General features: G+C 67.6%; 23 protein-coding genes and 1 pseudogene. 21 read left to right on the top strand and 3 right to left on the bottom strand.

Translation table 11 applies throughout. The features are described from left to right. Positions 1–16: 16 nt before the first annotated feature. Positions 17–940, bottom strand: coding sequence for a cupin domain-containing protein (locus AC07VU_RS29485; RefSeq protein WP_495030958.1), 924 nt, complete (start codon positions 938–940; stop codon positions 17–19). A gap of 104 nt (positions 941–1044) precedes the next feature. On the opposite strand from AC07VU_RS29485, the gene AC07VU_RS29490 reads away from it, so the two are divergent. The 9 genes from AC07VU_RS29490 (at position 1045) to AC07VU_RS29530 (ending at position 8930) form a co-directional block, all read left to right on the top strand. Next, entirely contained in the window at positions 1045–1605 is a 561-nt protein-coding gene (locus AC07VU_RS29490) for a carboxymuconolactone decarboxylase family protein (RefSeq protein WP_495030959.1), read from the top strand. A 62-nt stretch (positions 1606–1667) separates the two neighbouring features. After that, positions 1668–2738: an acyl-CoA dehydrogenase family protein gene (locus AC07VU_RS29495; protein WP_495030960.1), complete on the top strand. Its 1071-nt coding sequence runs from the start codon at positions 1668–1670 to the stop codon at positions 2736–2738. Continuing rightward, the gene (locus tag AC07VU_RS29500) at positions 2735–3550 is read left to right on the top strand and encodes an ABC transporter ATP-binding protein (RefSeq protein WP_053261343.1); all 816 of its coding nucleotides are present in this window, start codon (positions 2735–2737) and stop codon (positions 3548–3550) included. The genes AC07VU_RS29495 and AC07VU_RS29500 overlap by 4 nt, the downstream gene beginning before the upstream one ends. Positions 3551–3730: 180 nt before the next feature. Continuing rightward, complete coding sequence (locus AC07VU_RS29505) at positions 3731–4930, top strand: ABC transporter substrate-binding protein (protein ID WP_495030961.1); 1200 nt, start codon at positions 3731–3733, stop codon at positions 4928–4930. Further along, positions 4930–5697, top strand: a complete 768-nt coding sequence (locus AC07VU_RS29510) for an ABC transporter permease (RefSeq protein ID WP_274303241.1) — start codon at positions 4930–4932, stop codon at positions 5695–5697. Before AC07VU_RS29505 ends, AC07VU_RS29510 begins: the two co-directional genes overlap by 1 nt. 132 nt (positions 5698–5829) lie before the next feature. After that, complete coding sequence (locus AC07VU_RS29515; RefSeq protein WP_277588741.1) at positions 5830–6720, top strand: universal stress protein; 891 nt, start codon at positions 5830–5832, stop codon at positions 6718–6720. A 23-nt stretch (positions 6721–6743) separates the two neighbouring features. Then, a complete protein-coding gene (locus AC07VU_RS29520; protein ID WP_495030962.1) occupies positions 6744–7430 on the top strand; it encodes a phosphoribosyltransferase in 687 nt (228 codons plus the stop codon). A gap of 157 nt (positions 7431–7587) precedes the next feature. Continuing rightward, complete coding sequence (locus tag AC07VU_RS29525; RefSeq protein WP_495030963.1) at positions 7588–8487, top strand: polysaccharide deacetylase family protein; 900 nt, start codon at positions 7588–7590, stop codon at positions 8485–8487. Between the two features lie 194 nt (positions 8488–8681). Beyond that, on the top strand, positions 8682–8930 hold the full coding sequence (locus AC07VU_RS29530) for a hypothetical protein (RefSeq protein ID WP_277588744.1): 249 nt from the start codon (positions 8682–8684) through the stop codon (positions 8928–8930). Positions 8931–8998: 68 nt separating this feature from the next. Here the strand turns inward: AC07VU_RS29530 and AC07VU_RS29535 are convergent, their stop codons facing one another. Continuing rightward, positions 8999–9724 carry a cupin domain-containing protein gene (locus AC07VU_RS29535; RefSeq protein WP_495030964.1) on the bottom strand — a complete coding sequence of 242 codons (726 nt, stop codon included), beginning with the start codon at positions 9722–9724 and terminating at the stop codon, positions 8999–9001. A 63-nt stretch (positions 9725–9787) separates the two neighbouring features. Continuing rightward, positions 9788–10645: a GNAT family N-acetyltransferase gene (locus AC07VU_RS29540; protein ID WP_274303232.1), complete on the bottom strand. Its 858-nt coding sequence runs from the start codon at positions 10643–10645 to the stop codon at positions 9788–9790. Positions 10646–10900: 255 nt separating this feature from the next. Here AC07VU_RS29540 and AC07VU_RS29545 point away from each other — a divergent pair, with 255 nt between their 5' ends. The 12 genes and pseudogenes from AC07VU_RS29545 to AC07VU_RS29600 form a co-directional block, all read left to right on the top strand. Then, on the top strand, positions 10901–12373 hold the full coding sequence (locus AC07VU_RS29545; protein WP_124351250.1) for an aldehyde dehydrogenase family protein: 1473 nt from the start codon (positions 10901–10903) through the stop codon (positions 12371–12373). Positions 12374–12825: 452 nt separating this feature from the next. Further along, positions 12826–13494: a haloacid dehalogenase type II gene (locus tag AC07VU_RS29550; protein ID WP_062825965.1), complete on the top strand. Its 669-nt coding sequence runs from the start codon at positions 12826–12828 to the stop codon at positions 13492–13494. Positions 13495–13536: 42 nt separating this feature from the next. Then, positions 13537–14814, top strand: coding sequence for an NAD(P)/FAD-dependent oxidoreductase (locus AC07VU_RS29555; protein ID WP_277588746.1), 1278 nt, complete (start codon positions 13537–13539; stop codon positions 14812–14814). Positions 14815–14903: 89 nt separating this feature from the next. Continuing rightward, the gene (locus AC07VU_RS29560; RefSeq protein WP_495030965.1) at positions 14904–16541 is read left to right on the top strand and encodes an ABC transporter substrate-binding protein; all 1638 of its coding nucleotides are present in this window, start codon (positions 14904–14906) and stop codon (positions 16539–16541) included. 48 nt (positions 16542–16589) lie between these two features. Then, the gene (locus AC07VU_RS29565) at positions 16590–17546 is read left to right on the top strand and encodes an ABC transporter permease (protein ID WP_495030966.1); all 957 of its coding nucleotides are present in this window, start codon (positions 16590–16592) and stop codon (positions 17544–17546) included. Continuing rightward, on the top strand, positions 17543–18418 hold the full coding sequence (locus AC07VU_RS29570) for an ABC transporter permease (protein ID WP_009044026.1): 876 nt from the start codon (positions 17543–17545) through the stop codon (positions 18416–18418). The genes AC07VU_RS29565 and AC07VU_RS29570 overlap by 4 nt, the downstream gene beginning before the upstream one ends. Before the next feature lies 1 nt (position 18419). Further along, complete coding sequence (locus AC07VU_RS29575) at positions 18420–20261, top strand: ABC transporter ATP-binding protein (protein ID WP_495030967.1); 1842 nt, start codon at positions 18420–18422, stop codon at positions 20259–20261. Continuing rightward, complete coding sequence (locus tag AC07VU_RS29580; protein WP_053261328.1) at positions 20258–20566, top strand: (2Fe-2S)-binding protein; 309 nt, start codon at positions 20258–20260, stop codon at positions 20564–20566. The genes AC07VU_RS29575 and AC07VU_RS29580 overlap by 4 nt, the downstream gene beginning before the upstream one ends. Beyond that, the gene (locus AC07VU_RS29585) at positions 20548–21954 is read left to right on the top strand and encodes an FAD/NAD(P)-dependent oxidoreductase (RefSeq protein ID WP_495030968.1); all 1407 of its coding nucleotides are present in this window, start codon (positions 20548–20550) and stop codon (positions 21952–21954) included. The genes AC07VU_RS29580 and AC07VU_RS29585 overlap by 19 nt, the downstream gene beginning before the upstream one ends. Continuing rightward, entirely contained in the window at positions 21951–23105 is a 1155-nt protein-coding gene (locus tag AC07VU_RS29590) for an NAD(P)/FAD-dependent oxidoreductase (RefSeq protein ID WP_092419887.1), read from the top strand. Before AC07VU_RS29585 ends, AC07VU_RS29590 begins: the two co-directional genes overlap by 4 nt. Continuing rightward, positions 23102–24259, top strand: coding sequence for an acetylornithine deacetylase (gene argE, locus AC07VU_RS29595; protein WP_495030969.1), 1158 nt, complete (start codon positions 23102–23104; stop codon positions 24257–24259). The genes AC07VU_RS29590 and argE overlap by 4 nt, the downstream gene beginning before the upstream one ends. Before the next feature lie 421 nt (positions 24260–24680). Then, positions 24681–24879, top strand: a pseudogene (locus AC07VU_RS29600) (succinate-semialdehyde dehydrogenase (NADP(+))); the annotation flags it as partial.

Below are 24879 nucleotides of genomic sequence, written 5' to 3' on the forward strand. Positions count from 1 at the left end.
CCAGGCCCCGACGCATTCAACGCCCTTCGTGCTGGCGCCGATAAGCCCCCGGCTGTACGCCCACGGCCTTGGCGAAGGCGCGGGTAAAGGCCGCGACCGATTGATAACCCACTGCCGCACCGACCTGTTCCACGGTGTGGTTGGCCTTGAGCAACTGGCAGGCATGGCGCATGCGCAGCGCCAGCAGGACCTGGCCCGGGGATTGCCCGGCCAGTTCGTTGAAGCGCTTGAAGAAGGCCGATCGCGACAGCCCGGTGCAGGCCGCCATGCTTTCCAGGGGCCAGGGTTGTTCGGGGTGTTCGATCAACTGTTCCAGCAGCGCGGCGAAGGCCGGGTGCCGGGCCAGCGCCACCAGTCCGCCAAGGCCCTGGTTATCGGCCACCTGCTGGCGCAGCACATAGAGGAACAGCAGATGGCTCAGGCGCTCCAGCAGCGCCGAGGAGGGCGCGGGCGTGCGCCGGCACTCTTGCAGGATCAGCTCGAACAGGGCCCGGGCCGCGCTCAGGGACGGATCGCCGGCGCGCAGCACGATCCAGTCCGGCAGGCCGTCGATGATCAGCGACGACAGCCCGGACTTGAAATGAAAGAAGCCGCAGACCAGGCCCACGCCATCCTCGGCCTGATCTTGTGCGTGAGCGTCGAGCGCCTGCATGGCCCTGCGTGGCAGTTCAAGGGCGGCGTCACGCGCTTGGGCGCTGGACAGGCGATAGTCCAGGTCGCGCAGCAGGAACAGCGCATCCCCGGCATTCAGGCGCTGGGCCGGCTCCTGGCCCTCGATATGCAGCCAGCAATGGCCCTGCACGATCAGGTGGAAGCTGGCCCGGGCCAGGCCGTGGGTGCTGGCGTGCCAGCCGCCGCAGTAGCGGCCGACATGGAACAGGCTGGCGTCGAGTTCGAGGCTTTCTAATAACCAATCAACCAGTGGGCTGGACGAAATCATCTAATGGAAACACTCAGGAGCAAGTAATCGCTACTTTAGAATATGGATCGGAATTCTTATAACCAACAGACTGGCCGGACACCAACACAGCAGGAGTCCACCGCATGTCGCGCATCACTCTACACAGCCTGCAAAGCGCTCCCGAAGCGGCCCGGCCGTTTTTGCAGAACGCCCAGAACAACTCGGGGTTCATCCCCAATCTGCTGGGCATCCTGGCCAATGCCCCGGCGGCGCTGGAGACCTACGTTACGGTATCGGCGCTCAATGGCAAGGCCGAGCTGAGCCTGGCCGAACGGGAGGTGGTGCAACTGGTGGCCGCCACCACTCACGGTTGCGATTTCTGTGTGGCCGGGCACACTGCGGTGGCGCAGAACAAGGCCAAACTGCCGGACGAAGTGATCAGCGCGTTGCGTGAGCAAAGCCCGGTGCCGGAGGAAAAACTGCAGGCATTGGCTGCCTTCGCCGCCGAGGTGATCGCCACCCGCGGCAACGTCAGTGAGCCGACGTTCGCGGCGTTCAAGGCCGCCGGCTACAGCGAGGGCAATGCCCTGGAAGTGATACTCGGGGTGAGCCTGGCGACCCTGTGCAATTTCGCCAACGTGTTCGCCCGCACGCCGCTGAACCCGGAACTGGCGAAGTACCGCTGGCAAGCGCTGCAGCAATGATGCAGCGGCTGGATTCAAGGCACGGCCGTTTGGCCGGTGCCGCGTAAAAAGGAGAAAACCACATGCTCAACCCCGCATTCAGTCAATGGCTGGACGCCGAGGCCCAGGCCCTGGATCTGGGCCAGTGCGACCCACAGCAGGTGCTGGCGCGACTGGCCGAGGCCCAGGTGCTGCGCATCGGCATTCCAGCCGGGCAGGGCGGTAGCGACGGCGACCTGGGCGACGCCGTGGAGGCGGTGGCCGCGGTGGCCAGCCGTTCCCTGGCGGCGGCCTTTGTGTTCTGGGGCCAGCGGGCCTTTATCGAATACCTGCTGCACAGCCCCAACGCGGCCTTGCGCGAACGACTGTTGCCGGACTTGCTCAGCGGCGAACTGGCGGGGGCCACCGGGCTGTCGAACGCCATGAAGTTCCTCTCCGGCATCGAGGCCCTGCAAGTCCGCGCGCAGCCACGGGCGGGTGGTTGGAATCTGAACGGGCGCCTGCACTGGGTGACCAATCTGCGCAAAAGCGGTTTTGTGGTGGCCGCGGCCATCGAGCACGAGCAGGGCGGCGCGCCCTTTATCCTGGCGATCCCCGCGGGCCTGGCCGGCTTGCAACGTTCCGAGGACCTGCAACTGATGGGCTTGCAGTCGAGCAACACCGCGGCGCTGGAGTTGCAACAGGTCGAGGTCGGCCACGACTGGTTGCTGCATGAGGACGCCAAGGCCTTTCTGCCGGCGGTGCGCCCGGCGTTTCTCGGCCTGCAATGCGGCATGGCCATCGGCCTGGCGCGGCGCGCGCTGGATGAAGTGCAGACGCACCTGCACAGCGGGCGTTCGATTCTTCGCGAGCCGTTGCAGGAGCAACGCCAGCAGTTGGAGGAGAGCGTCGCCGAACTCAAGCGCGGCTTGTTGGAGGGGCGTTTCCTGACCCAGCCAGCGGCGCTGTTCCGGCTACGCATCGCCCTGGCTGAAGCTGCCGCCAATGCCGTGCAGCTGGAGTTGCAGGCCAGTGGCGGCAAGGCCTACCTGAGCGAGCATGGCGGCGGTTTTGCCCGGCGCTGGCGCGAGTCGGCCTTCGTGCCGATCGTCACGCCGAGCCTGGTGCAGTTGCGCGCCGAGTTGCAGCGCCAGGCCCGGGACGCGGCGGCATGAGCGCGGCCTTGCTCGAAGCCCGGCAGATCAGCCTCGGCTACCCCGGTGAAGCAGGCTGGCAAGCGGTGCTGGAAGGCTTCGACTTGCGCTTGCAGCCGGGGGAGGTGGTGTCGATCCTCGGTCCCAGCGGCGTCGGCAAGTCCAGCCTGTTGCGGGTCCTGGCCGGCTTGCAGGCGCCCCACAGTGGTAGCGTCAGCCTGCTGGGCCAGGCGCTGGACGGGCCGCATCCACGGGTGGCCGTGGCGTTCCAGGACCCCAGCCTGCTGCCCTGGCTGAACCTGGAGCACAACGTCGCCTTCGGCCTCGATTTCGCCCGCCAGCCGGCGCTGGACGCCCGGCAGCGCCAGGCGCGGATCGACCAGGCGATCGCCGAGGTCGGCCTGCAGCATGCCCGCGGGCATTACCCGGCGCAGCTGTCCGGCGGCATGGCCCAGCGCACCGCGCTGGCCCGTTGCCTGGCGCGCCAGCCGCAGGTGCTGTTGCTCGACGAACCCTTCGGCGCGCTGGACGAAGTGACCCGCGCCGACATGCAGCAACTGCTGCTCAAGGTGATTGCCGAGCACCGCACCGCGGCGCTGTTGATCACCCACGACATCGACGAAGCCCTGCTGCTTTCCGACCGAATCCTGCTACTGGGTAACAGCCCGGCGCGGACCCTCGGCGAGTGGCGCATCGACCTGCCTCAGCCGCGCGCCGAGCTGGTGGAAGAACTGGGCGCCCTGCGTATCGAGATTCTCAAAACCCTTCGGCGGGCGAGCCGCGCTGCACAACCCCAAGCCTTGCTGCCTCAGCCCGCACCTCTGTCTCTGTAGGAGCGAAGCTTGCTCGCGATAAAAACCTCAGTGCGGCGCAGGGTCCCAGACACCCCGTCAGCGTTGAGGTCATTCGCGAGCAAGCTTCGCTCCTACAGACGAGCCCGAAGAGATGGAAGAGCCTGAATTGGCGGTAAATGGCCGGGTTCAACCCCTTGCCCGAATGATCGGAGATACACCATGTGCCTGGATGACTTCACCCACAGCCGTCGCGACTTCCTCAAACTCAGCGCCTTGCTCACCGTCGGCGGCGCCTTGCCGTTGCTTGATAGCCTGCAGGCCCGCGCCGCCGCGGAGCCGGACGCGCCGGTGCGCATCGGCTACCTGCCGATCACCGACGCCACGCCTTTGCTAGTGGCCCATAACAACGGCCTGTTCGAGGCCGAGGGCATCCGCTCCGAGCGCCCGGTGCTGCTGCGCAGTTGGGCGCAGGTGATCGAGGCGTTCATTTCCGGGCAGGTCAATGTGATCCACCTGCTGTCGCCGATGACCGTCTGGGCTCGCTATGGCAGTAAGGTGCCGGCCAAAGTGGTGGCCTGGAACCACGTCGGCGGCTCCGGCCTGACCGTGGCGCCGGGCATCACCGAGGTCCGGCAGCTGGGCGGGCAGGCGCTGGCGATTCCGTTCTGGTACTCGATCCACAACGTGGTGGTGCAGCAACTGTTGCGCGACAACGGCCTGACCCCGGTCAGCCGGCCAGCCAGCAGCCCGCTGGCGGCCAACGAGGTCAACCTGCTGGTGCTGCCGCCGTCGGACATGCCGCCGGCCCTGGCCAGCAAGCGCATCGCCGGCTACATAGTCGCCGAACCCTTCAACGCCCTGGCCGAGGAACTCAAGGTCGGCCGGGTGCAGCGCTTTACCGGGGATATCTGGCGCAACCACGCCTGCTGCGTGGTGTTCATGCACGAGCAGGACCTGAACAATCGCCCCGAATGGTCGCAGAAGGTGGTCAACGCCATCGTCAAGGCCCAGCTGTGGACCCGCGACCACCGCGCCGAGGTCGCCAGTCTGCTGTCCCGCGACGGCGCCAACCGCTACACCCCGCATGCGCCCCAGGTGCTGAGCCGAGTCTTGGCGCCGAGTGCCAGCGAACGCCAGCAGTACCTGGCCGACGGCGCGATCCAGCACGCCCAGTGGGACGAGCAGCGCATCGATTTCCAGCCGTACCCGTTCCCCAGCTACACCGAGGAACTGGTCAAGCGCCTCAAGGACACCCTGATCGAAGGCGACAAGGGCTTTTTGGCCAGCCTCGACCCGCAGCACACCGCCCGCGATCTGGTGGACGAGCGCTTCGTGCGCAACGCCATCGCGTCGGTTGGCGGGCTCAAGGCATTCGGCTTGCCCGACAGCTTCGAACGCAGCGAGGAGTTCAGCCTCTGATGGCCAAGCGATCCGCATCGAGCCTGCACGGGCTGCTGGGCGTGGCGGGGCTGCTGGGCCTGCTGCTGTTGTGGTGGCTGGGGGTGCGCCTGTTTGGCAGCGCCGACGGGCTGGCGGCGCGTTTTTCGCCGGCGGCGACCCTGGCCAGCCTGCTGGAACTGCTGGGCCGCGCCGAGCTGTACGAGCATGTGCTGGTCAGCCTCAAGCGCATCCTGGTTGGCCTGGCGCTGGCCTTGCTGGTGGGCGTGCCCCTGGGCCTGCTGATCGGCAGCTACCGCCACCTGGAGGCGGCCACCACCCCGGCGTTCCAGTTCCTGCGGATGATCTCGCCGCTGTCGTGGATGCCGGTGGTGGTGATGCTGATGGGGGTAGGGGACCAGCCGATCTACTTCCTGCTGGCCTTCGCCGCGGTCTGGCCGATCCTGCTCAACACCGCGGCCGGGGTGCGCCAGCTCGACCCGCGCTGGCTGCAACTGAGCCGCAGCCTCAGCGCCACCCGCTGGGAAACCCTGCGCAAGGTGATCCTGCCCGGGGTGCTGGGCCATGTGCTGACCGGCGTGCGCCTGGCGATCGGCATACTGTGGATCGTCCTGGTGCCTTGCGAAATGCTCGGGGTCAGCGCCGGCCTGGGCTATTTCATCCTCGATACCCGCGACCGCCTGGCCTATTCGGAACTGATGGCCATGGTCCTGCTGATCGGCGCCCTGGGCTTTGCCCTGGACAGCCTGGCCCGTGGTCTGCACCGGCGCTGGACGCACTTGCCGTAACGCCGCGACGGGCGCATTGTCAGTGGGAAGTCTGAAGTCATGCTGGCGTTCGATCCGGCGTTGACGCACTGGCGTATAGAGAAGCGGGCGCCGGTGGCCGGCGTGGGCGTCCAGCCTATCTGGAGGTGCGCCATGAGCCAGTATCAACGCTTGTTGCTGGTCATCGACCCGGCAATGCGCCAGTCCCCCGCGATCCCGCGTGCCGCTGCCCTGGCCAAGGCCAGCGGGGCGAGCCTGCATATCGCGGCCTTGCTGAAACCGGCGTCGATTCTTTCCCTGTTCGAGCACAACGTGCGCAATGAGGCGCGCGAACGTTACCGCCTGGGGCATCAGGAATGGTTGCAGGAGGAGGTGCATCGCCTGCGCAGCCATGGTGTCAAGGTCAACGGCGAGGTGGCCTGGGCCGACGACCTGCTGGAGGAAATCCTGCAGCACGTCGCGGAAATCCAGCCCGACCTGCTGATCAAGGACGTGCAGCACGAACCGGCGCTCAAACGCGCCTTTCTCACGCCGATGGACTGGCATCTGCTGCGCCAGTGCCCGGTACCGCTGTACCTGATGGGTCGCCACGGCCATACCTTGCCGCAAATGGTGGTCGCGGCGGTCGACCCGTCGCGGCCGGAGTACCAGCACAATGGGCTCAACGACCGGATCATCCACGAAGCCAACAGCCTGGCCCTGCAATGCGATGCCGAGCTGCACCTGCTGCACGCCTATGACGTGTCGTCGGTCTACCTGGGCGATGCCGGGGGCGGTGGCCTGGTGCTGGCGGACCTGACCCGGGAACTGCGGGTGACCCTGGAAAAAGCCTTCCTGGAACTGGCCGAGCGTTATGGCGTGCCCGAGGAACGCCGGCATTTCATCCTCGGACAACCGGTCACCGTGCTGGCCAACTTCGTCACCGAGAACCAGGCCGATGTGCTGGTCATGGGCCGCGTGCATCGCCAGGGCCTGGAGAAACTGGTGGGCAGCACGACCGAGCACGCGCTGTATCAGGTGCCCTGCAGCCTGCTGGCGCTGTAGCCGGGCGCCTTGGGAGGTGAGACATGAGCGAATATCCGTCATTGCAGATGACCCTGCGCAACCGTCAGGCCGCCGGGCAAGGGCTGGTCGCGCCGTTGCAGAAATACAGCCGCTGCCCCGAGGTGATCGTGCTGGCGTTGCCCCGGGGCGGGGTGCCGGTGGCCTGGGAAATCGCCCGGGCCCTGGAGGTGCGGCTGGACCTGATGCTGGTGCGCAAGCTTGGCGTGCCCGGCCATGAAGAACTGGCGATGGGCGCCATCGCCAGCGGTGGTATCCGCATCCTCAATCAGGACGTCCTGAGCAGCCATCACCTCGGTGATGCCGCGCTGCAAGCGGTGACCATACGGGAAACCCAGGAGTTGCAGCGCCGCGAACGGGTCTACCGTGGCGACCGGGCCGCGCCCGACCTGCGTGACCAGGTGGTGATCCTGGTGGACGACGGGCTGGCCACCGGCGCCTCGATGCACGCCGCGGTACAGGCGGCGCGCCTGCAGCACCCGGCGCGGATCGTGGTGGCCGTGCCCCTGGGGCCGCAGGAAACCGTCGACACCCTGAGTTTCGAGGTCGACGAGCTGATCTGCCCGATCACGCCCCTGTGGTTCGTGTCGATCGGCAATGGTTACGCGGACTTTGCCCAGACCTCGGACGAGGAGGTGATCGACCTGTTGCAGCGCGCCTGGCAGCGGCCCTGCGAAGGCGGTTCGGCATGAAGGCCCGGGCTGCCTGAAAGCGGGCGCTCTGGAACCAAAACCGCTGTTGCCCCTCCAAGCTGTGCCCGGCGCTGCGTGCAGGCCGGGCGAGGGATCCATGGGCGAGGGATTTTTGCCATTGAGGTGACGACCGCAACGGTCCGGCACAGGGCAAAACATGAAACAAGGCTTCAAGCTTCTCTGCGCAGTGTTGCTCGCCGCTGGTCTGGGTGGTTGCATCGCTGCCCCCATCGAAATGACCGCGCAGACCGAGCAACGCCTGCGCGCCCAGGCGCCGATCCGCTTTCTGTTGACCTTCGACGATGGCCCCAGCGCTTCCAGTTTCTACAACCCGACCGAACGGGTGCTCGACGACCTGCTCGACAATCCACTGCAACCGGCGATCAAGGCGGTGTTCTTCGTCCAGACCCGCGCCTCGCGGGCCGGCGGCAGCGACATAGGGCGGCGGATAATGGCCCGCGAGCATGCCGAGGGCCATGTGCTGGGCTTTCATACCGCCACGCCGAGGCACACCAACCATCGCTCGCTCGACCCACCGGAACTGGAGGCGTCCCTGAACGACGGCAGCGCCGATATCGTGCTGATCACCGGCGTGCCGCCGAGCCTGGTGCGCCCGCCATTCTGGAACTACGACAAGCGCACCTTCGCCGCCTACCAACGGCATGGCCTGCATGTGTTGCTCACCGACCTCAGCGCCAACGACGGCAAGGTCTGGGGTTTCAACGCCAGCCCACGGCGCCGGGCCAACATGCTGCGCCAGCTGTCGGAAGTTCGCGAACGCATTGCCCTGGGCCAGTTGCCGACGGTGGACGGAGTGATCCCGGTGGTGGTGACCTTCCACGACCTCAATCGCTACACCGCCCGTCACACCCGGGAATACCTGCAGATCCTGCTCGACAGCGCCCAGGCCACTGGCCTTGCGACCGCGCCCAAGCCGTTCTACGACGATACCGCGGCGCTGCAACGGGCGGTCATGGCCCGTACCGTCACCAACAGCGAACAGCCGGTGCGCTTGCCGGGGCTGTGGAACTGGCTGTGGGACAGGAATTCCCATTGAGCAGGCGTGACCGTTCGCATTGGACACGACATGACCGTCGGTCCGCCAGTGCCTCGCCAGGATCGAATAAAACGCTGGTTTTACAGTCACATGGGGGGTTGCAGGCGCCGGCGCCGCCGGTTCGCACAGGGCACGTTGCGTTGCCGGGCTGCTTTGCCAACCCATCGTTCTGACCCAGGTTCTAGGACACTTCCATGAAGCGACTCGCGACACTCACCCTGACCCTTTGCTCCACGCTGCTGCTGGGTGGCTGCTACCCCCATTGGGACGACGGCCGACGCTACGATCGCGACCATGACGGTTGGCGCGACCACAGCCGTTATGACCGCGACTACTACCGCGACCGCGATCGTGACGACGACCGTTACGACCGCCACTACGACCGGCGGGACAAGGACGGGCGCTATCGTCGCGACCGTGACGATGACGACGATGATGATTGAGTCGCCGGGCGCTTTTCGCCCGACCTGACAACGGCGCCCGAGGGCGCCGTTGTCGTGTGTGCCGGGCGTTACTTCACCGCATAGAACTTGCGCACATAGGCCGTGCTGTGCCACGCGCAGGGCGTGCCCTGGGCAACGAACAGCGTAGCGCCGGGGCCGGCGCTCAGGCGGCTGCCGTCCGCGCCCTCGAGGGTCACGCTGCCTTCCACCAGGTGCATCAATTCATTGAGCTTGTGCGGCCGGCCGTGGCGGCGGTATGGCGTGGAATCCCAGACCCCGATCCGCAGGTCGCTGGCGTCGTCCTCGAAGGCGTTGCGCGAGCGGCATTGCGGTTCCGGGCCGATCAGGATCTGTGGTTCGGGAGCCGCCGAGGGCGAGAGCATGGCCCGCGGGTCGAGCAACGTCAGGCCCGGTTCGGCGCCCGCCGCGGCACGGTTCACCGCGCAGAAGGCCCAGAGCGTGCCGGGCTCGGCTTCGAGCTTGAAGGCGCTGCCGCGGCCGATCACCACGCTGGCGCCCGGGGCCAGTTCCAGGGCTGGTTCCCCAGACGACTCGGCGCTGTCGAGCAACACCTTGCCGGCGTGTACCACGAGCATTTCGATGTGGGGGAAATCCTCGCTGGCAAAACGTCCGCTGGTGCGCACGACACCGGCGGCAATGCCGTCGTTGCCGTTATAGGCAACCAGCCGATCGGCGCCGAAGGGGTCGTCACTGCCCAGGGCAGCGGGGGTGAACAGGCTGGCGTCGTAGCGGCCGTCGGCGCCTGCCAGCAGCAAAGCGGCGGGTGTGGACATGTAAAGGACTCTCTGGAGTGTTGGAAAAAGGCGCCGCGACCCAGGGGCTCGCGGCGTTGCGGGTCAACCGATGGCCTGGGTCACCAGGGCGAACTGGCGTACGTTGCCGAGCGCCCGGGGCGGGGTGCCGCGGGCCATCTGCGCGACCTGGTCGACCTGTTTCAGGCCGGCGCTTTCCAGCCATTCGGCCAGGCCGCAGTCGGCCGGAATATCGATGCGCACGAAGGTATCGGGAACCTTGCTCAGCAGGCTGGCGATCATCTGCCGGGCCTGCTCGGCGGTTTCCGCGACCACCGGGCCGATGCAGCGGCCACGGCCGAACGGCCGCAGCAGGGCAAAGGCGCGCAACTGGCCGTCGCGTTCGATGCCGACGCCGTGCTCGACCACCGCGAACAGGTCTTCCAGCACCTGCTGGCGGTCCAGGCCGCTGCCGGCGTTGGCCAGGCTCAACTGGCGCAGGCGGTCGGCCTTGCGCAGCGGCCGGCAGTTTTCACCGGCGGGCAGGGTGCCCACCTCCGGCACCCGCACCTGGCCCTGATGCTGCTGGATCACGCCGAACTCGACGAAGCCCTGGCTGGCATACAGTGGCGCGCCGGCCAGGGTGGCGTTGAGGATCGGCGTGCGCGACTCGCAGGCGTGCAGGGCCTTTTCCATCAGGGCCCGGCCGATGCCCTGGCCCTGGTAGTCGCCGCTGACGATCACCAGGCCGATGGTGGCGTAGTCCCCCTGCAGGCAGGCGAAGGCACTGCCGATCAGGCGCTCGCCGTCCTCCACCACGAAGCCCTGGCCGACCCGCTGCAACATCGCCCAGTCTTCCAGGCGATGGGGCCACTTCAATTGCACGGACAAGGCGTGGGCCGCCGGCAAGTCGGCGACTGTCATCGGGCGGTACACATAAGCGGGGCGAGGGGTGGCGGACATGGCAAGACTCCGTGAAAAAGATAAGCGCGATCGTCGGCGATGCGCCTGTATCCCATCTGCGATCACGCCTGGCAAGAGCCCCGCGGCGATTCGGCAGAATCCCTAAAAGACCGGCCGGCAGACCACAGTAACTACTTAAAAGGGGCCCAAGGTCGGCAGCAAATGCTTGCGCTTTTTTCCTAGGATGGAGGCCTGGTTTTTACCGGCCGGGCCGGCCTTCGCCGACCTTATTGCCGCCTTCAAGTGGAGTGCTCCATGGATAGTTTCGATCCTCGTCTTGTCGCTGTGCGCAGCGCTCATTTCATCGCCGGCCAGTACCGCGACGCCGCGCCCGGGCTGGAGGTCTCGCGACCGTCGGACGGCCAGGCCTACGGGCAGTTGCCGATCGCCGACGCCGGGCTGGTGGACGAGGCGGTGAACAACGCCTGGCAGGCATTCGCCCGCTCCGACTGGGCCAGCCGTCCGCCCCGGGAGCGGGCGCGGGTGATGCGGCGCTGGGCCGACCTGGTGGAAGCCGACGCGGCGATCCTGGCGCCGCTGGAGGCGGTGGGTTCGACTCGGCCGCATCAGGATGTGATCGGCTGGGACATTCCCTATGTCGCCGAAGGCATCCGCTTTTTCGCCGAGCTGGCGGACAAGCACGGCGGTTCGCTGGCCGCCACCCAGACCGACCGCCTGGGCATGCAGATCGCCGAACCCTACGGGGTGATCGCCGCCATCGCGCCGTGGAACTTCCCGCTGAGTATGGCCTCGTGGAAAGTCGCGCCGGCCCTGGCCGCCGGTAACGCGGTGGTGCTCAAACCGTCGGAGCTGACGCCGTTTTCCAGCCTGCGGTTCGCCGAACTGGCGCTGCAAGCCGGGGTTCCGGCAGGCATCTTCAACGTGGTGCAGGGCGACGGCCGGGTCACCGGCGATGCCCTGTGTCGCCATCCGCGGGTGGCCAAGGTGACCTTCACCGGCTCCACCGCCACGGGGTCGAGCATCATGTCCACCTGCGCCCTGGTCGGCCCCAAGCCGGTGACCCTGGAGCTGGGCGGCAAGAGCCCGCAACTGGTGTTCGCCGATGTGCCGGACCTCGCCAAGACCGCGCGCACCGTGGCCATGGCCATCACCGGCAACGCCGGGCAGGTGTGCGTCTCCGGCTCGCGGCTGCTGATCGAGCGCTCGATCATGCAGCCCTTCGTCGAGCACCTGCGGGCGTACTTCGAACAATTGCGCCCGGGGCCGACCTGGTCGTCGGCCAGCACGCTGTCGCCGATCATTTCCCGGCAGCAGGCGAACCGCATCGACGGCATCGTCCAGCGTTCGCGCCAGGCCGGCGCCGAGGTGCTCTGCGGCGGCGGGCTGTTCGACGGCCTGGGCGGCGCCTATTACCAGCCGACCCTGCTGACCGGCCTGGACAACCGCAACCCGGCGGTCTGCGAGGAGATCTTCGGGCCGGTGCTGACGGTGCAGGCCTTCGACGACGAAGCCGAGGCCCTGGCCCTGGCCGAGCATGCCACCTACGGCCTGGCCGCCGGAGTACACACCGCCGACATCAACCGCGCCCTGCGCCTGGTCCGGCGCCTGGAAGCCGGCACGGTGTGGGTCAACCGCTATGGGCGCAGCAACGACTACATCCTGCCCACCGGCGGCTACAAGCGCTCCGGCATCGGCAAGGACCTGGGGCGCGAAGCCTTCGAGGCCAACCTGCGCTTCAAGAGCGTGCTGATCGATATCGCCGGCTGAAAACCGTGATCGGCAGGGGCGAGTGAGTGGGGCGGTACGAAGTATGCATTGAACCTGCCGGCGCGGCCGCAGGCCGGCCGCCACCGGTTGGGGATTGACCGGCAGACACTCTGCGATTCAGCGAAACGGGCGCTTCCAGACGGGGGCGCCCGTTTTCGTTGGGGCCGGCGCAGGTTCTGCGGCGACCGGGCCCGGACTTGAGCCCCGGCGGCCGGCAAAGGTCCATAAAAGCGCATGAATACGGGCTTTGCCCAAGGCTGGCGCGCCCCGCAAAGTCTGCTGAGGGCACCCCGAAAAACGGTGGTTTGTATCGAGCAGCCCGCGCTTTTAACGCCATCTGCTGATTTCACGGTGTTGTAATGAAGCTGTGATTGCAACGCTGCATCAGGGCTCCGGCAGCCGCGCTCTTGCGTGTCACGCCATGACCTCAACGAACTTCAGGACCGCACTCAATGAGCTTTCTTCGTCCCAAATTCATTACGTTCGACTGCTACGGTACGCTGACCAACTTCCACATGGGCACCATGACCCGCGAGCTGTTCGCCGACCGCGTCGGCCCTGAACAGATGGACCAGTTCGTCAAGGACTTCTCGGCCTACCGCCTGGACCAGGTCATGGGCGACTGGAAACCCTACGACGAGATCCTCAAGACCGCGCTGGCGCGGACCTGCAAGCGCTGGGGCGTCGAGTATCGCGGCGAAGGCCAGCTGTACTACGACGCCGTGCCGACCTGGGGCCCCCATCCGGATGTGCCGGCCGGCCTGTCGAAGATCGCCGACAAGATCCCCCTGGTGATCTTCTCCAACGCCAGCGACAGCCAGATCATGTCCAACGTCGACAAGCTCGGCGCGCCGTTCCACAAGGTCTTCACCGCCGAACAGGCGCAAGCCTACAAGCCACGCCTGGCGGCCTTCGAGTTCATGCTCGACAACCTCGGCTGCGGCCCGCAAGACATCCTGCATGTGTCCTCCAGTTTCCGTTACGACCTGATGCCGGCCCACGACATGAAGATCAAGCACAAGGCTTTTGTCGCCCGTGGCCACGAACAGCCGGCCAACGCCATCTACGGCTACCAGCAGATCCCGGACATCGGCGGCCTGGCTGGGCTGGTCGGGCTCTGATCGGTCATGGGCGCTCTTCAAGGCAGGGTCAGGGAGTCAGGCATGGGCAGTGAATCCTATTGGCTCGACAGTGCGCCGGCCTTCACCGGGGCACAGAGCGGCGCGCTGCCGGACAGTGTCGACGTGGCGATCGTCGGTGGCGGTTTCACCGGGCTGTCCGCGGCCCGCGCGCTGGCCATGAAGGGCGCCCGGGTGGTGGTGCTGGAAGCCGGCCGGGTGATCGGCGAAGCCTCCGGGCGCAACGGCGGCCAGTGCAACACCGGGGTGGCCCAGGATTACGCCGCCCTCAGCGCCAGCCTCGGCGCCGAACGCGCGCGGGCCTATTACCAGGCCTATGAGCGGGCGGTGCAGAGCGTGGTGGCGCTGGTGGAGCAGGAGGGCATCGGTTGCGACCTCAAGCGCAACGGCAAGCTCAAGCTGGCGGCCAAGCCCCTGCATTACGAAGGGCTGGCGCGCACCTGTGAGCTGATCCGCCGCGAGGTCGATGCCGATGTCGAGCTGCTGTCCGCCGAGCAGGTACGCGGCGAAGTCGATTCCGCCGGTTTTCACGGCGGCCTGTTGCAGCGCAACGGCGTGCAGATGCACGTCGGGCGCTTCGGCATCGGCCTGGCGCACGCCGCGGCGCGCCATGGCGCGCTGATCTATCAGGACTGCGCGGTCCAAGGCTGGCAGGGCAACAGTGGCGGCTACCGGCTCGACACCGCGCGCGGTTCGTTGCAGGCGCGGCAGATCCTGCTGGCCACCGGCGCCTGCCAGCATGGCGACCTCGGCTGGTACCGGCGGCGCATCGTGCCGGTGGGCAGCTTCGTGGTGACCACCGAGGTGTTGCCGCAGGCCCTGGCCGAGCGGCTGCTGCCGCAGCAGCGCTCCTATGTCACCAGCCGCACCATCGGCAACTACTTCCGCCTGACCCCGGATAACCGCCTGCTGTTCGGCGGCCGGGCGCGCTTCGCCATGTCCAGCCCGAGTTCCGATGCCAAGAGCGGCAAGGTGCTGCAGGCGGCCATGGTGCAGATGTTCCCGCAACTGGCCGGGGTCGCTATCGACTACTGCTGGGGCGGCCTGGTGGACATGACCAGCGACCGGCTGCCCCGGGCCGGCGAACGCAACGGCATCTACCACGCCATGGGCTACAGCGGCCATGGCGTGCAGATGTCGGTACACATGGGCCAGGTCATGGCCGAGGTCATGGACGGCGCCAATCCATCCCTCAACCCCTGGCAAGACCTGGCATGGCCGGCGATCCCCGGGCACTTCGGCAAGCCCTGGTTCCTGCCGCTGGTAGGGGCTTACTACCGCTTCCAGGACTATCTGCACTGAGTTTGCTTCACCGTCGTTTTGCGTTTCCAGGACGCTCCGGTCAACCGCGAGCACTCGAGCCTTCTCATTATTCGACAGGTAGAACTGCTATGACTGACAACAAAGTCGATCCGCAACTGATTTCCGGCGAAGAAAGCCTGCGGGTTTTCGAAGGCCTGAACCGTGGCATGTCCCGCCGCAGCGCCTTGCGCATGCTCGGCGTGGCTGGTGTCGCCGCCGCGGGCGCCGGCAGCCTGTTCGGCAGTGCCGGCACCTTGCTCGCCAGCGAAAGCGCGGCGCCGGGCAAGGGCAAGCCGGGCGGGCGCATCCGCGTCGCCGGGATGTCCAGTTCCACCGCCGACACCCTCGACCCGGCCAAGGGCGCGCTGTCCACCGACTATGTGCGGCACTTCATGTTCTACAACGGCCTGACCCGCTTCGACAGCCACCTGGTGCCGCAGCTGGAACTGGCCGAGTGCATCGACAATACCGACGCCACGTTGTGGATCATCACCCTGCGCAAGGACGTGACCTTCCACAACGGCAAGGGCCTGACCGCCGCCGACGTAGTGTTCTCGCTGTCGCGGCACAAGGACCCGGCCACCGGTTCCAAGGTTATGCCGCTGATGGAGCAGTTCGCCGAGATCAAGGCCACCGGCACCCATGAGGTGCAGATCCGCCTCAAGGCGCCGAACGCCGAGCTGCCGTCGATCCTCGCGGTCTCGCACCTGCTGATCGTGCCCGAAGGCACCACCGACTTCAGCCAGGGCATCGGCACCGGGCCGTTCAAGGTCAAGGAGTTCAAGCCGGGCGTGCGCTCGGTCTCCGCGCGCAACCCGAACTACTGGAAGCCGGGCCTGCCGTACCTGGACGAGATCGAGTTCATCGCCATCGCCGACGAGCCGTCGCGGGTCAACGCCTTGCTCTCCGGGGACGTGAACCTGATCAACGAGGTCAACCCGCGTTCCACCGCGCGCATCGCCGCCAGCGCCGGGCACCGGGTGGTGGACGCGCCGTCGGGCAACTACACCGACCTGATCATTCGCCAGGACCAGTTGCCCGGCCAGAGCCCGGAATTCACCCAGGCGCTGAAGCACCTGCTGGACCGCGAACAGGTCAAGTCCGCGGTGTTCCGTGGCTACGCCGTGGTCGGCAACGACCACCCGATCGCCCCGGGTTCGCGTTACTACAACGCCGACCTGCCGCAGACCCCGTACGACCCGGAAAAGGCCCGCTTCCTGCTGAAAAAGGCCGGCATGGAGAAGGTCAGCATGCCGCTGGTGGCCTCGCCGGCCGCCACCGGTTCGGTGGACATCGCCGTGCTCTTGCAGCAGTCGGCCAAGCAGGCCGGGCTGACCCTCAACGTCAACCGCCTGCCCAGCGACGGCTACTGGTCCAACCACTGGATGAAGCACCCGCTGAGCTTCGGCAACATCAACCCGCGGCCGAACGCCGACGTGATCTTCTCGCAGTTCTTCCAGTCCAGCGCGCCATGGAACGAATCGGGCTGGAAGAACGAGCAGTTCGACCAGTTGCTGATGCTGGCCCGCGGCGAAACCGACGACGCCAAGCGCAGCACGATGTACGCCGACATGCAGACCCTGGTGCATGACCACTGTGGCATTGGCATCCCGGTGTTCATCAGCAACATCGACGGGGTCGACCAGCGCATCAAGGGCTATGGCAGCAACCCCCTGGGCGGCTTCATGGGCTACATGTTCGCCGAGCAGGTGTGGCTGGACGCGTGAGGGGCGAAAGCAGGTTCCGTCGGGGCTGCAAGGCAGGAGGGAAGGGCGATGAATAGCAACACACTGTGGTTGATCGCGCGGCGCATGGGCGCCGCGGTCGTGACCTTGTTGATCGTGTCCATGGTGGTGTTCGCCATCACCGCGGTGCTGCCGGGGGACGCGGCGCAACAGGCCCTGGGGCAGTTCGCCACGCCGGAACAGGTGGCGGCGCTGCGCCTGAAGCTGGGCCTGGACCAGCCCGGTGTGGTGCGTTACCTGCACTGGCTGCTCAGCCTGCTGGCCGGCGACATGGGCACCTCGGTGTCCAACGCCATGCCGGTCAGCGAGCTGATGGCCGGACGGGTGCCCAACACCCTGATGCTGGCGGCGGTGACCGCGGTGGTTTCGGTGCCGCTGGCGCTGACCCTGGGCATCGGCTCGGCCATGGGCCGCGGCGGGCGCCTGGACAGCTTCCTGAGCTTCATCACCCTGGCCCTGGTGGCGGTGCCGGAGTTCCTGGTGGCGACCCTGGCGGTGCTGGTGTTCGCGGTGAACCTGGGCTGGCTGTCGGCCTTGTCCTACGCCAGCGAAACCCATTCGCCGCTGCAGTTCCTGCGCACCTACGCCTTGCCGGTGATGACCCTGTGCTTCGTCATCGTCGCGCAGATGGCGCGCATGACCCGCGCCGCGGTGATCGACCAGCTCGACAGCCCCTACGTGGAAATGGCCCGGCTCAAGGGCGTCAGCCCGGTACGCATCGTGCTGCGCCACGCCTTGCCCAACGCCATCGGGCCGATCGCCAACGCGGTGGCGCTGAGCCTGTCGTACCTGCTGGGCGGGGTGGTGATCGTCGAGACCATCTTCAACTATCCCGGGATCGCCAGCCTGATGGTCGATGCGGTGACCAACCGCGACATGGCGCTGGTGCAGGCCTGCACCATGCTGTTCTGCACGGCCTACCTGGGCTTGGTGCTGATTGCCGACCTGTGCGCGATTCTTTCCAATCCGAGGCTGAGAAACCAATGACCAATCTCATGGTGAAGTCGACGCCGGCCACGCCCGACCTGGCGCTGGGCAAGGTGTCCCACGGGCCGTCCTGGCTCGGCCTGACCGGGGCCGCGATGTGTGTGCTGTGGCTGCTGGTGGCGCTGTTCGGCCCCTGGCTGGCGCCGCACCCGGTGGGCGAAGTGGTGTCCGCCAATGTGTTCGACGCCATGGGCGCGGCCTATCCGTTCGGCACCGATTACCTGGGCCGCGACATGCTCAGCCGGGTGCTGGTGGGTGCGCGGTTCACCGTCGGCCTGGCGCTGATTTCCGCGGTCCTGGCCAGCGGCCTGGGCACGGCCTGCGCCTTGCTCTCGGTGGTCGCGCCGAAATGGCTGGATGAAGTCATCAGCCGCCTGATGGACGCCTTTATCTCCATCCCCAGCAAGATGCTGGCGCTGATCATGGTCTCGGCCTTCGGCTCCTCGGTGGTGCTGCTAGTGTGCACCGCGGTGCTGAGCTTCACCCCCGGGGCGTTCCGTATCGCCCGCAGCCTGGCGGTGAATATCGAGGCCCTGGAGTACGTGCAGGTGGCCCGCACCCGCGGTGAGCGCCGGCTGTACATCGCCTGCGTGGAGATCCTGCCGAACATGCTCAACCCGGTGCTCACCGACCTGGGCCTGCGCTTCGGCTTCATCGTCCTGCTGCTCAGCGGCATGAGCTTCCTTGGCCTGGGCGTGCAGCCGCCGGACGCCGACCTCGGTTCGCTGGTGCGCGAGAACATCGGCGGCCTCAACCAGGGCGCGCCGGCCATCGTCATCCCGGCGCTGGCCATCGGCACCCTGACCATTGGCGTGAACCTGTTCATCGACAGGATCTCGTCGCGCCGCAGCCGCCGTCCGGGAGGTCATTGAGATGAGCCAGTTGATTCGAGTGCAAGACCTGCGGGTGGTCGCCGGCGGCGAGGGCGGCGAAGTGGAGATCGTCAAGGGTGTGAGCTTCGCCCTGGAGCAGGGCGAGGTGCTGGCGCTGATCGGCGAGTCCGGCTCGGGCAAGACCACTATCGCCCTGGCCCTGCTGGGGTATGCCCGCCGCGGTTGTCGCCTGGCGTCCGGGGTGGTGCGGGTCGGCGAACACGACATGCTGGCCCTGGGCGAGGAGCAGTTGCAGGGCCTGCGCGGCAATCGCGTGTCCTACATCGCGCAGAGCGCGGCGGCGGCCTTCAACCCGGCGAAGCGCCTGCTCGACCAGGTGCTGGAGGGCGCCCTGATCCATGGCCTGGACAGCCGCGCCAACCTGGAGGCCAAGGCCATCGAGCTGTTCCGCGACCTGGCCCTGCCGGACCCGGAACACATCGGCCAGCGTTACCCGCACCAGGTCTCGGGCGGCCAGTTGCAACGGGTGATGGCGGCCATGGCGCTGATCAGCGACCCGCTGCTGGTGATCCTCGACGAACCGACCACCGCGCTCGACGTCACCACCCAGATCGACGTGCTGCGCGCCTTCAAACGGGTGGTGCGCGAACGTGGGGCCACGGCGGTGTATGTGTCCCACGACCTGGCGGTGGTGGCGCAGATGGCCGATCAGATCGTGGTGCTCAACGGCGGCCAGATCCTCGAACAGAGCGCCACCGCGCCGCTGCTCGAGGGCCCGGCCCACGATTACACCCGCAGCCTGCTGGCGGCCGCGCGCCCGGACTCGACCATTCGCCCGCCCAGCGATATCGCCGAGGACCAGCCGCTGCTGACCATCAAGGGCCTGACCGCCGGCTACGGCAACAAGAACCTGCAAGGCATGCCGATGATCCGCGTGCTGGAGGACATCGACCTGACCGTGCGCCGTGGCCAGGCCATCGGCGTGATCGGCGAGTCCGGCTCGGGCAAGTCGACCCTGGCGCGGGTGGTGGCTGGCCTGCTGGCCCCGGCCCTGGGCAGCCTGAGCTTCGATGGCCAGCCCCTGGGCGGCAGCCTGTCGAGCCGCACCGACGAGCAGTTCCGGCGGATCCAGATGGTGTTCCAGAACGCCGACACCGCGCTCAACCCCATGCACAGCGTCAGCGCCATTCTCAGCCGGCCGCTGAAGATGTATTTCGGCCTCAAGGGCGCGGCGCTGCGCCAGCGCATCGACGAGTTGCTGGACCTGGTGCGGCTGCCGCGCACGCTCGCGCAGCGGCGGCCCAACGAGCTGTCCGGCGGGCAGAAGCAGCGGGTCAACCTGGCCCGCGCGCTGGCGGCCAAGCCCGACCTGATCCTTTGCGACGAGGTGACGTCGGCCCTGGATACCGTGGTCGGCGCGGCGATCCTCGAACTGCTGCGCGACCTGCGCCAGGAGCTGGGGGTGTCCTACCTGTTCATCAGCCACGACATTTCCACGGTGCGCGCGCTGTGCGACGACATTGTGGTGATGTACAGCGGGCACAAGGTCGAGGCCGGCAGCCGCGCGGCTTTCGGCCAGGCGCCGTTCCATCCCTATACCGACCTGCTGATCCACTCGGTGCCGGAGCTGCGCCAGGGCTGGCTGGAAAGCTGCGGCAGCACCTGCGCCAGCCTGCCGCCGATCGGCGCCAGGGCCAATGTGCCGGAGCTGTGCACCTTCCTCAATCGCTGCCCGGTGCGCATCGACGGCCTGTGCAACCGCACCGCGCCGAACCGCCGCGCCATCGACGGCGGCAGCGAGATCCTCTGCCACCGCGACAGCGGCGAGTTGCTGCAGAGCCAACAGAACTTCAATGGCATGACCGAGGGAGCCTACGCATGAAGGGGCGTTTTGTACGGCTGGGCGAGCGCGAACGGGCGCCGGTACGGCTGCGGGTGGACGGGGAGCCCATCGAGGCATTGCAGGGCGACACGCTGATGGTGGCGTTGCTGACCCAGGGGACGGCCCTGCGCCAGTCGGAGTTCGATTCCGGCCGGCGCGCCGGCTTCTGCCTGATGGGCGCCTGCCAGGACTGCTGGGTCTGGACCCGCGCCGGCGAGCGCCTGCGCGCCTGTTCCAGCGAGGTCCGCGAGGGCCTGGACATTCTCACCACACAACCGGAGGCGGTATGGCCACTGCACGGCTGAACATCCCGTCCGGCAGCGCGCCGCGGGTGGTGATAGTCGGCGCCGGCCCGGCCGGCACCCGCTGCGCCGAAACCCTGCTGGCGGCCGGCATCGTGCCGACCCTGGTCGACGAAAACCGCCGCGACGGCGGGCAGATCTACCGTCGCCAGCCCGAAGGTTTTCGCCGCGACTACGCCACCCTGTACGGCAGCGAAGCGCACAAGGCCCGGGCCCTGCACGACAGCTTCGAGCGCCTGCGCTCGCGCATCGACTATCGCCCGGACACCCTGGCGTGGAACCTGACCCCGGGGCAGCTGTGCTGCGTCAGCCAGGGCCGGCAGTTCACCCTGGACTACGACGCGCTGATCCTCTGCACCGGCGCCACCGACCGCCTGATGCCGCTCGAAGGCTGGCAACTGGCGGGCACTTATAGCCTGGGCGGCGCGCAGATCGCCCTCAAGGCGCAGTCGGTGTCCATCGGCCACCGCGTGGTGTTCATGGGCAGCGGGCCGCTGCTGTACCTGGTGGCCAGCCAGTACCTCAAGGCCGGGGCGCAGGTCGCGGCGGTGCTCGACACCTCGCCGCTGGGCAAGCGCATCGGCGCCTTGCCGAAGCTGCTGGCGCGCCCGGGATTGCTCTGGACCGGCATGAAGCTGCTGGCGCGGCTGTGCCTGGCCCGGGTCCCGGTGCACCTGGGCATCCAGCCGATCCGGGTATTGGGCGATGCCCAGGGCGGGGTCAGCCTGGTGCAGGTCAAGACCGCCCAGGGCGACAGCCTGGATGTCGAGTGCGATGCCCTGGCCCTGGGCTATCACCTGCGTCCGGAAACCCAGTTGGCCGACCTCGCCGGTTGCCGCCTGGCCTTCGACCCGGCGTCCAGCCAATGGCTGCTGGAACTCGACGAGGCCGGGCGCACCAGCGTCAACGGGGTCTACGCCGCCGGCGACGGGGCGAAGATCCGTGGCGCCGACGCCGCCGAACACGCTGGGCGCCTCTCGGCGCTGGCCCTGCTCGAGGATCTGCAACTGCCGGTCAACGCCGCGGAACGGGACGAACAGCGCCAGGCCCTGGCAGTGATGGACCAGTTCCGCCTGGGCCTGGCCCAGGCCTTTCCCTGGCCGAGCGCCCAGGCCAAGGTACTGCCGGACACCGCCATCGTCTGCCGGTGCGAGATGATCAGCGCCGGCGAACTGCGCCGCACCGTGCGCGAGAAGGGCGCCTGCGAGGTCAACCGCGCCAAGGCCTTCAGCCGGGTCGGCATGGGCCGCTGCCAGGGTCGCTACTGTTCCCAGGCCGGGGCCGAGGTGATCGCCGCCGCTGCTGGGGTCGCGGTGCAGGAGGTGGGCCGGCAGCGCGGCCAGGCCCCGGTCAAGCCCCTTTCGATGCTCACCGGGGAGGTGACGCCATGACCGTGCAACAGTCCGATGTGCTGATTGTCGGCGGCGGCCTGATGGGCTCGGCGGCGGCGTTTTTCCTGCGCCGGCGCGGCCAGTCGGTGACCCTGCTGGAGCGCGACCAGATCGGCCAGTACGCCAGCGGGGTGAACTTCGGCAATGTGCGGCGCCAGGGCCGTTATCTCGGCCAGCTGGAGCTGGCCAACCGTTCCTGGGCCCTGTGGAAGCGCCTGCCGGAACTGATCGACGACGACCTGGAGTTCATCGCCAGCGGGCATATGCGGGTGTGCTACCGCGAGGACGAGATCGCTGAGCTGGAAGCCTATGCCGCGGCGCCCGAGGCGCGTGAGCTGGACCTGCAGATCTACCGCGGCCGCGAGCTGCACGAGCGTTTCCCGTTTCTCGGGCCGGACGTCAAGGGCGGCTCCTACGCGCCCCATGACGGCCACGCCAACCCGCGCCTGGCGGCCCCGGCCTTTGCCCGGGCGGCGGTGCGCGCCGGGGCGCGGATCGAAGAACGCACCGAGGTGAGCGAGGTGCAGAAGGTCGGCGGCGGGTTCCTGGTCGGCACCACCGATGGCCGCCAGTTCAGCGCCGAACGCCTGCTGATCACCGCCGGCGCCTGGGGCCAGAAGCTCTCCGAGCAGTTCGGCGAACCGGTGCCGCTGGACACCAACGGCCCGCAGATGGCGGTCACCGAGCCGGTGCCTTACGCCTTGCCGACGGTGATCGGGGTCTACACCAAGATCCCCGAGGAGGTGATCTACTTCCGCCAGATTCCCCGCGGCAACATCATCATCGGCGGCGGCTACCGCAGCAAACCGGACATGCTCACCAGGCGCGCCCAGGTCGAACCGCGCAGCATCCTCAACCAGATCCAGCAGATGCGCCGGCTGCTGCCGGGCGTCGGCAACCTCAATATCATCCGTGTGTGGAGCGGCATCGAAGGGTATCTGCCCGATTCGCTGCCGATCATGGGCCCGAGCGGCCAGGTCGACGGTCTGTACTACGCCTTCGGTTTCTGTGGCCATGGCTTCCAGCTCGGCCCGGGCGTCGGCGACGTGATGGCCGAGCTGATCGCCACCGGCAGCACCGGCACCTCGATCGACGCCTTTTCGATTCGCCGCTTCGCCGGCACCACCGCACAACGGAGCAAGGCCTCATGAAACCCCGGGTACTGGAGATCTTCAAGCGCCTGATCGCCTTCGACACCGTGTCCTCGGAGTCGAACCTGGCGCTGATCGAATACGTGCGCGAGCTGCTGCTGGGCAAGGGCATCGAGTCGCTGATCGTCAAGGACGAAAGCGGGCGCAAGGCCAACCTGTTCGCCAGCACCGGGCCCCGGGAATTGCCAGGGGTTCTGCTGTCCGGGCACACCGACGTGGTGCCCGCCGCCGGCCAGGCCTGGAGCCTGCCGGCGTTCCAGGTCACGGAGCAGGGCGGGCGCCTGTACGGGCGCGGCAGCTGTGACATGAAGGGGTTTATCGCCCTGGCCATAGACGCCATGCTCGATGCCGCGGACTGCACCTTGAGCCGGCCGCTGCAACTGGCGCTGTCCCATGACGAGGAAATCGGCTGCGTCGGCGTGCGCCGGCTGCTGGACGTGCTGCACCTGGCGCCGGTGCGGCCGTTCCTGTGCCTGATCGGCGAACCCACCCATATGCAGTTCGTGCTCGGGCACAAGGGCAAGGGCTCGTACCGCGCCCATTGCCGTGGCCAGGAAGCGCATTCCTCCCTGGCGCCGTTGGCGGCCAACGCGATTCACCTGGCCTGCGATTTCATCGCCGGTTTGCGCGACAGCCAGCAGCGCCTGCGCGAGCAGGGCGCGCGGGACGCCGACTACGACATTCCCTACAGCACCGTGCACGTCGGGCAGATCGCTGGCGGCAAGGCGCTGAACATAGTGCCGAACCTGTGCACCCTGGATTTCGAGGTGCGCAACCTGCCGGCGGACGATCTTGAGCAGTTCCTCGACCAGATGCGCGAACGCGCCGAGCTGATCGTGCGCGAGGCGCGCCAGCTTTCCGAGGTGGCGGCCATCGAGATCGAAACCCTGAATGTCTACCCGGGGCTGGAGACCCATCCGAGTGTCGAGGCGGTGCGTTTCCTCCACGACTTCGCCGCGCCCGGCACCGGCTACGCTAAGGTCGGCTTCGGCACCGAAGGCGGCCTGTTCAACCAGCGCCTGGACATCCCGGTGGTGGTCTGCGGCCCGGGTTCCATCGAGCAGGCGCACAAGCCCGACGAGTTCATCGAGGTCAGCCAGATGGACGCCGGCCAGCGTTTTCTCGAAGGCTTGCTGGGTTCCCTGAAACGCTGAGCCGGCCCCTGCAGCCGCTGCCGAAGGCTGCGATCGGGCGCCAGCCCGCCAAGGCTGTATCCCGGATCGGCCTGATGCACCGGGGTCAGCGGTTTTACGACGGCTGCGCCGCCGATCGCAGGCTGCGCCAGCGGCTACAGCGATCCCGGTTTTCCTGCTGAACACCGAACCCTGTAGCCGCTGCCGAAGGCTGCGATCGGGCGCTAGCCCGCCAAGGCTGTATCCCGGATCGGTCTGATGCACCGCGATCAGCGGTTTTACGACGGCTGCGCCAGCGGCTACAGGGCGGTGTTCAGGTGCTCGGTAGAGCCTGCTGTGACGTCGCGTTTTTCAGCATCCGACGCTGTCGGCCCGGCGCTTTCAGCATCCTGGGCTGCGGTGCCTGCTTAGACTGGGGGCTGTCTCGGAACAGGACTCGACCATGCTCAAGAATCGTTTGAAAGACCCCAGCCTCTTGGTGGAACTGGCCTACATCGACGGGCAGTGGGTGGCCGCCGACGATGGCGCGACCCTGGCGGTGCTCGACCCGGCCAACGGCGAATGCCTGGCCCGGGTCCCGGCCCTGCAGGGCGCGCAGACCCGCCTGGCCATCGCCGCCGCCGAACGCGCCTGGCCGGCCT

The sequence above is a fragment of the Pseudomonas sp. GW821-FHT02B10 genome, from assembly GCF_059421865.1.

Excerpts from the sequence above, each read along its gene's own strand:
- AC07VU_RS29530 (WP_277588744.1), top strand. The coding sequence starts at position 8,682 with ATGAAGCGACTCGCGACACTCACCCTGACCCTTTGCTCCACGCTGCTG.
- AC07VU_RS29485 (WP_495030958.1), bottom strand. The coding sequence starts at position 940 with ATGATTTCGTCCAGCCCACTGGTTGATTGGTTATTAGAAAGCCTCGAA.
- AC07VU_RS29570 (WP_009044026.1), top strand. The coding sequence starts at position 17,543 with ATGACCAATCTCATGGTGAAGTCGACGCCGGCCACGCCCGACCTGGCG.
- AC07VU_RS29510 (WP_274303241.1), top strand. The coding sequence starts at position 4,930 with ATGGCCAAGCGATCCGCATCGAGCCTGCACGGGCTGCTGGGCGTGGCG.
- AC07VU_RS29515 (WP_277588741.1), top strand. The coding sequence starts at position 5,830 with ATGAGCCAGTATCAACGCTTGTTGCTGGTCATCGACCCGGCAATGCGC.
- AC07VU_RS29555 (WP_277588746.1), top strand. The coding sequence starts at position 13,537 with ATGGGCAGTGAATCCTATTGGCTCGACAGTGCGCCGGCCTTCACCGGG.
- AC07VU_RS29500 (WP_053261343.1), top strand. The coding sequence starts at position 2,735 with ATGAGCGCGGCCTTGCTCGAAGCCCGGCAGATCAGCCTCGGCTACCCC.
- AC07VU_RS29560 (WP_495030965.1), top strand. The coding sequence starts at position 14,904 with ATGACTGACAACAAAGTCGATCCGCAACTGATTTCCGGCGAAGAAAGC.
- AC07VU_RS29505 (WP_495030961.1), top strand. The coding sequence starts at position 3,731 with ATGTGCCTGGATGACTTCACCCACAGCCGTCGCGACTTCCTCAAACTC.
- AC07VU_RS29545 (WP_124351250.1), top strand. The coding sequence starts at position 10,901 with ATGGATAGTTTCGATCCTCGTCTTGTCGCTGTGCGCAGCGCTCATTTC.
- AC07VU_RS29585 (WP_495030968.1), top strand. The coding sequence starts at position 20,548 with ATGGCCACTGCACGGCTGAACATCCCGTCCGGCAGCGCGCCGCGGGTG.
- AC07VU_RS29495 (WP_495030960.1), top strand. The coding sequence starts at position 1,668 with ATGCTCAACCCCGCATTCAGTCAATGGCTGGACGCCGAGGCCCAGGCC.
- AC07VU_RS29525 (WP_495030963.1), top strand. The coding sequence starts at position 7,588 with ATGAAACAAGGCTTCAAGCTTCTCTGCGCAGTGTTGCTCGCCGCTGGT.
- AC07VU_RS29575 (WP_495030967.1), top strand. The coding sequence starts at position 18,420 with ATGAGCCAGTTGATTCGAGTGCAAGACCTGCGGGTGGTCGCCGGCGGC.
- argE (WP_495030969.1), top strand. The coding sequence starts at position 23,102 with ATGAAACCCCGGGTACTGGAGATCTTCAAGCGCCTGATCGCCTTCGAC.
- AC07VU_RS29565 (WP_495030966.1), top strand. The coding sequence starts at position 16,590 with ATGAATAGCAACACACTGTGGTTGATCGCGCGGCGCATGGGCGCCGCG.
- AC07VU_RS29490 (WP_495030959.1), top strand. The coding sequence starts at position 1,045 with ATGTCGCGCATCACTCTACACAGCCTGCAAAGCGCTCCCGAAGCGGCC.
- AC07VU_RS29540 (WP_274303232.1), bottom strand. The coding sequence starts at position 10,645 with ATGTCCGCCACCCCTCGCCCCGCTTATGTGTACCGCCCGATGACAGTC.
- AC07VU_RS29520 (WP_495030962.1), top strand. The coding sequence starts at position 6,744 with ATGAGCGAATATCCGTCATTGCAGATGACCCTGCGCAACCGTCAGGCC.
- AC07VU_RS29535 (WP_495030964.1), bottom strand. The coding sequence starts at position 9,724 with ATGTCCACACCCGCCGCTTTGCTGCTGGCAGGCGCCGACGGCCGCTAC.
- AC07VU_RS29550 (WP_062825965.1), top strand. The coding sequence starts at position 12,826 with ATGAGCTTTCTTCGTCCCAAATTCATTACGTTCGACTGCTACGGTACG.
- AC07VU_RS29590 (WP_092419887.1), top strand. The coding sequence starts at position 21,951 with ATGACCGTGCAACAGTCCGATGTGCTGATTGTCGGCGGCGGCCTGATG.
- AC07VU_RS29580 (WP_053261328.1), top strand. The coding sequence starts at position 20,258 with ATGAAGGGGCGTTTTGTACGGCTGGGCGAGCGCGAACGGGCGCCGGTA.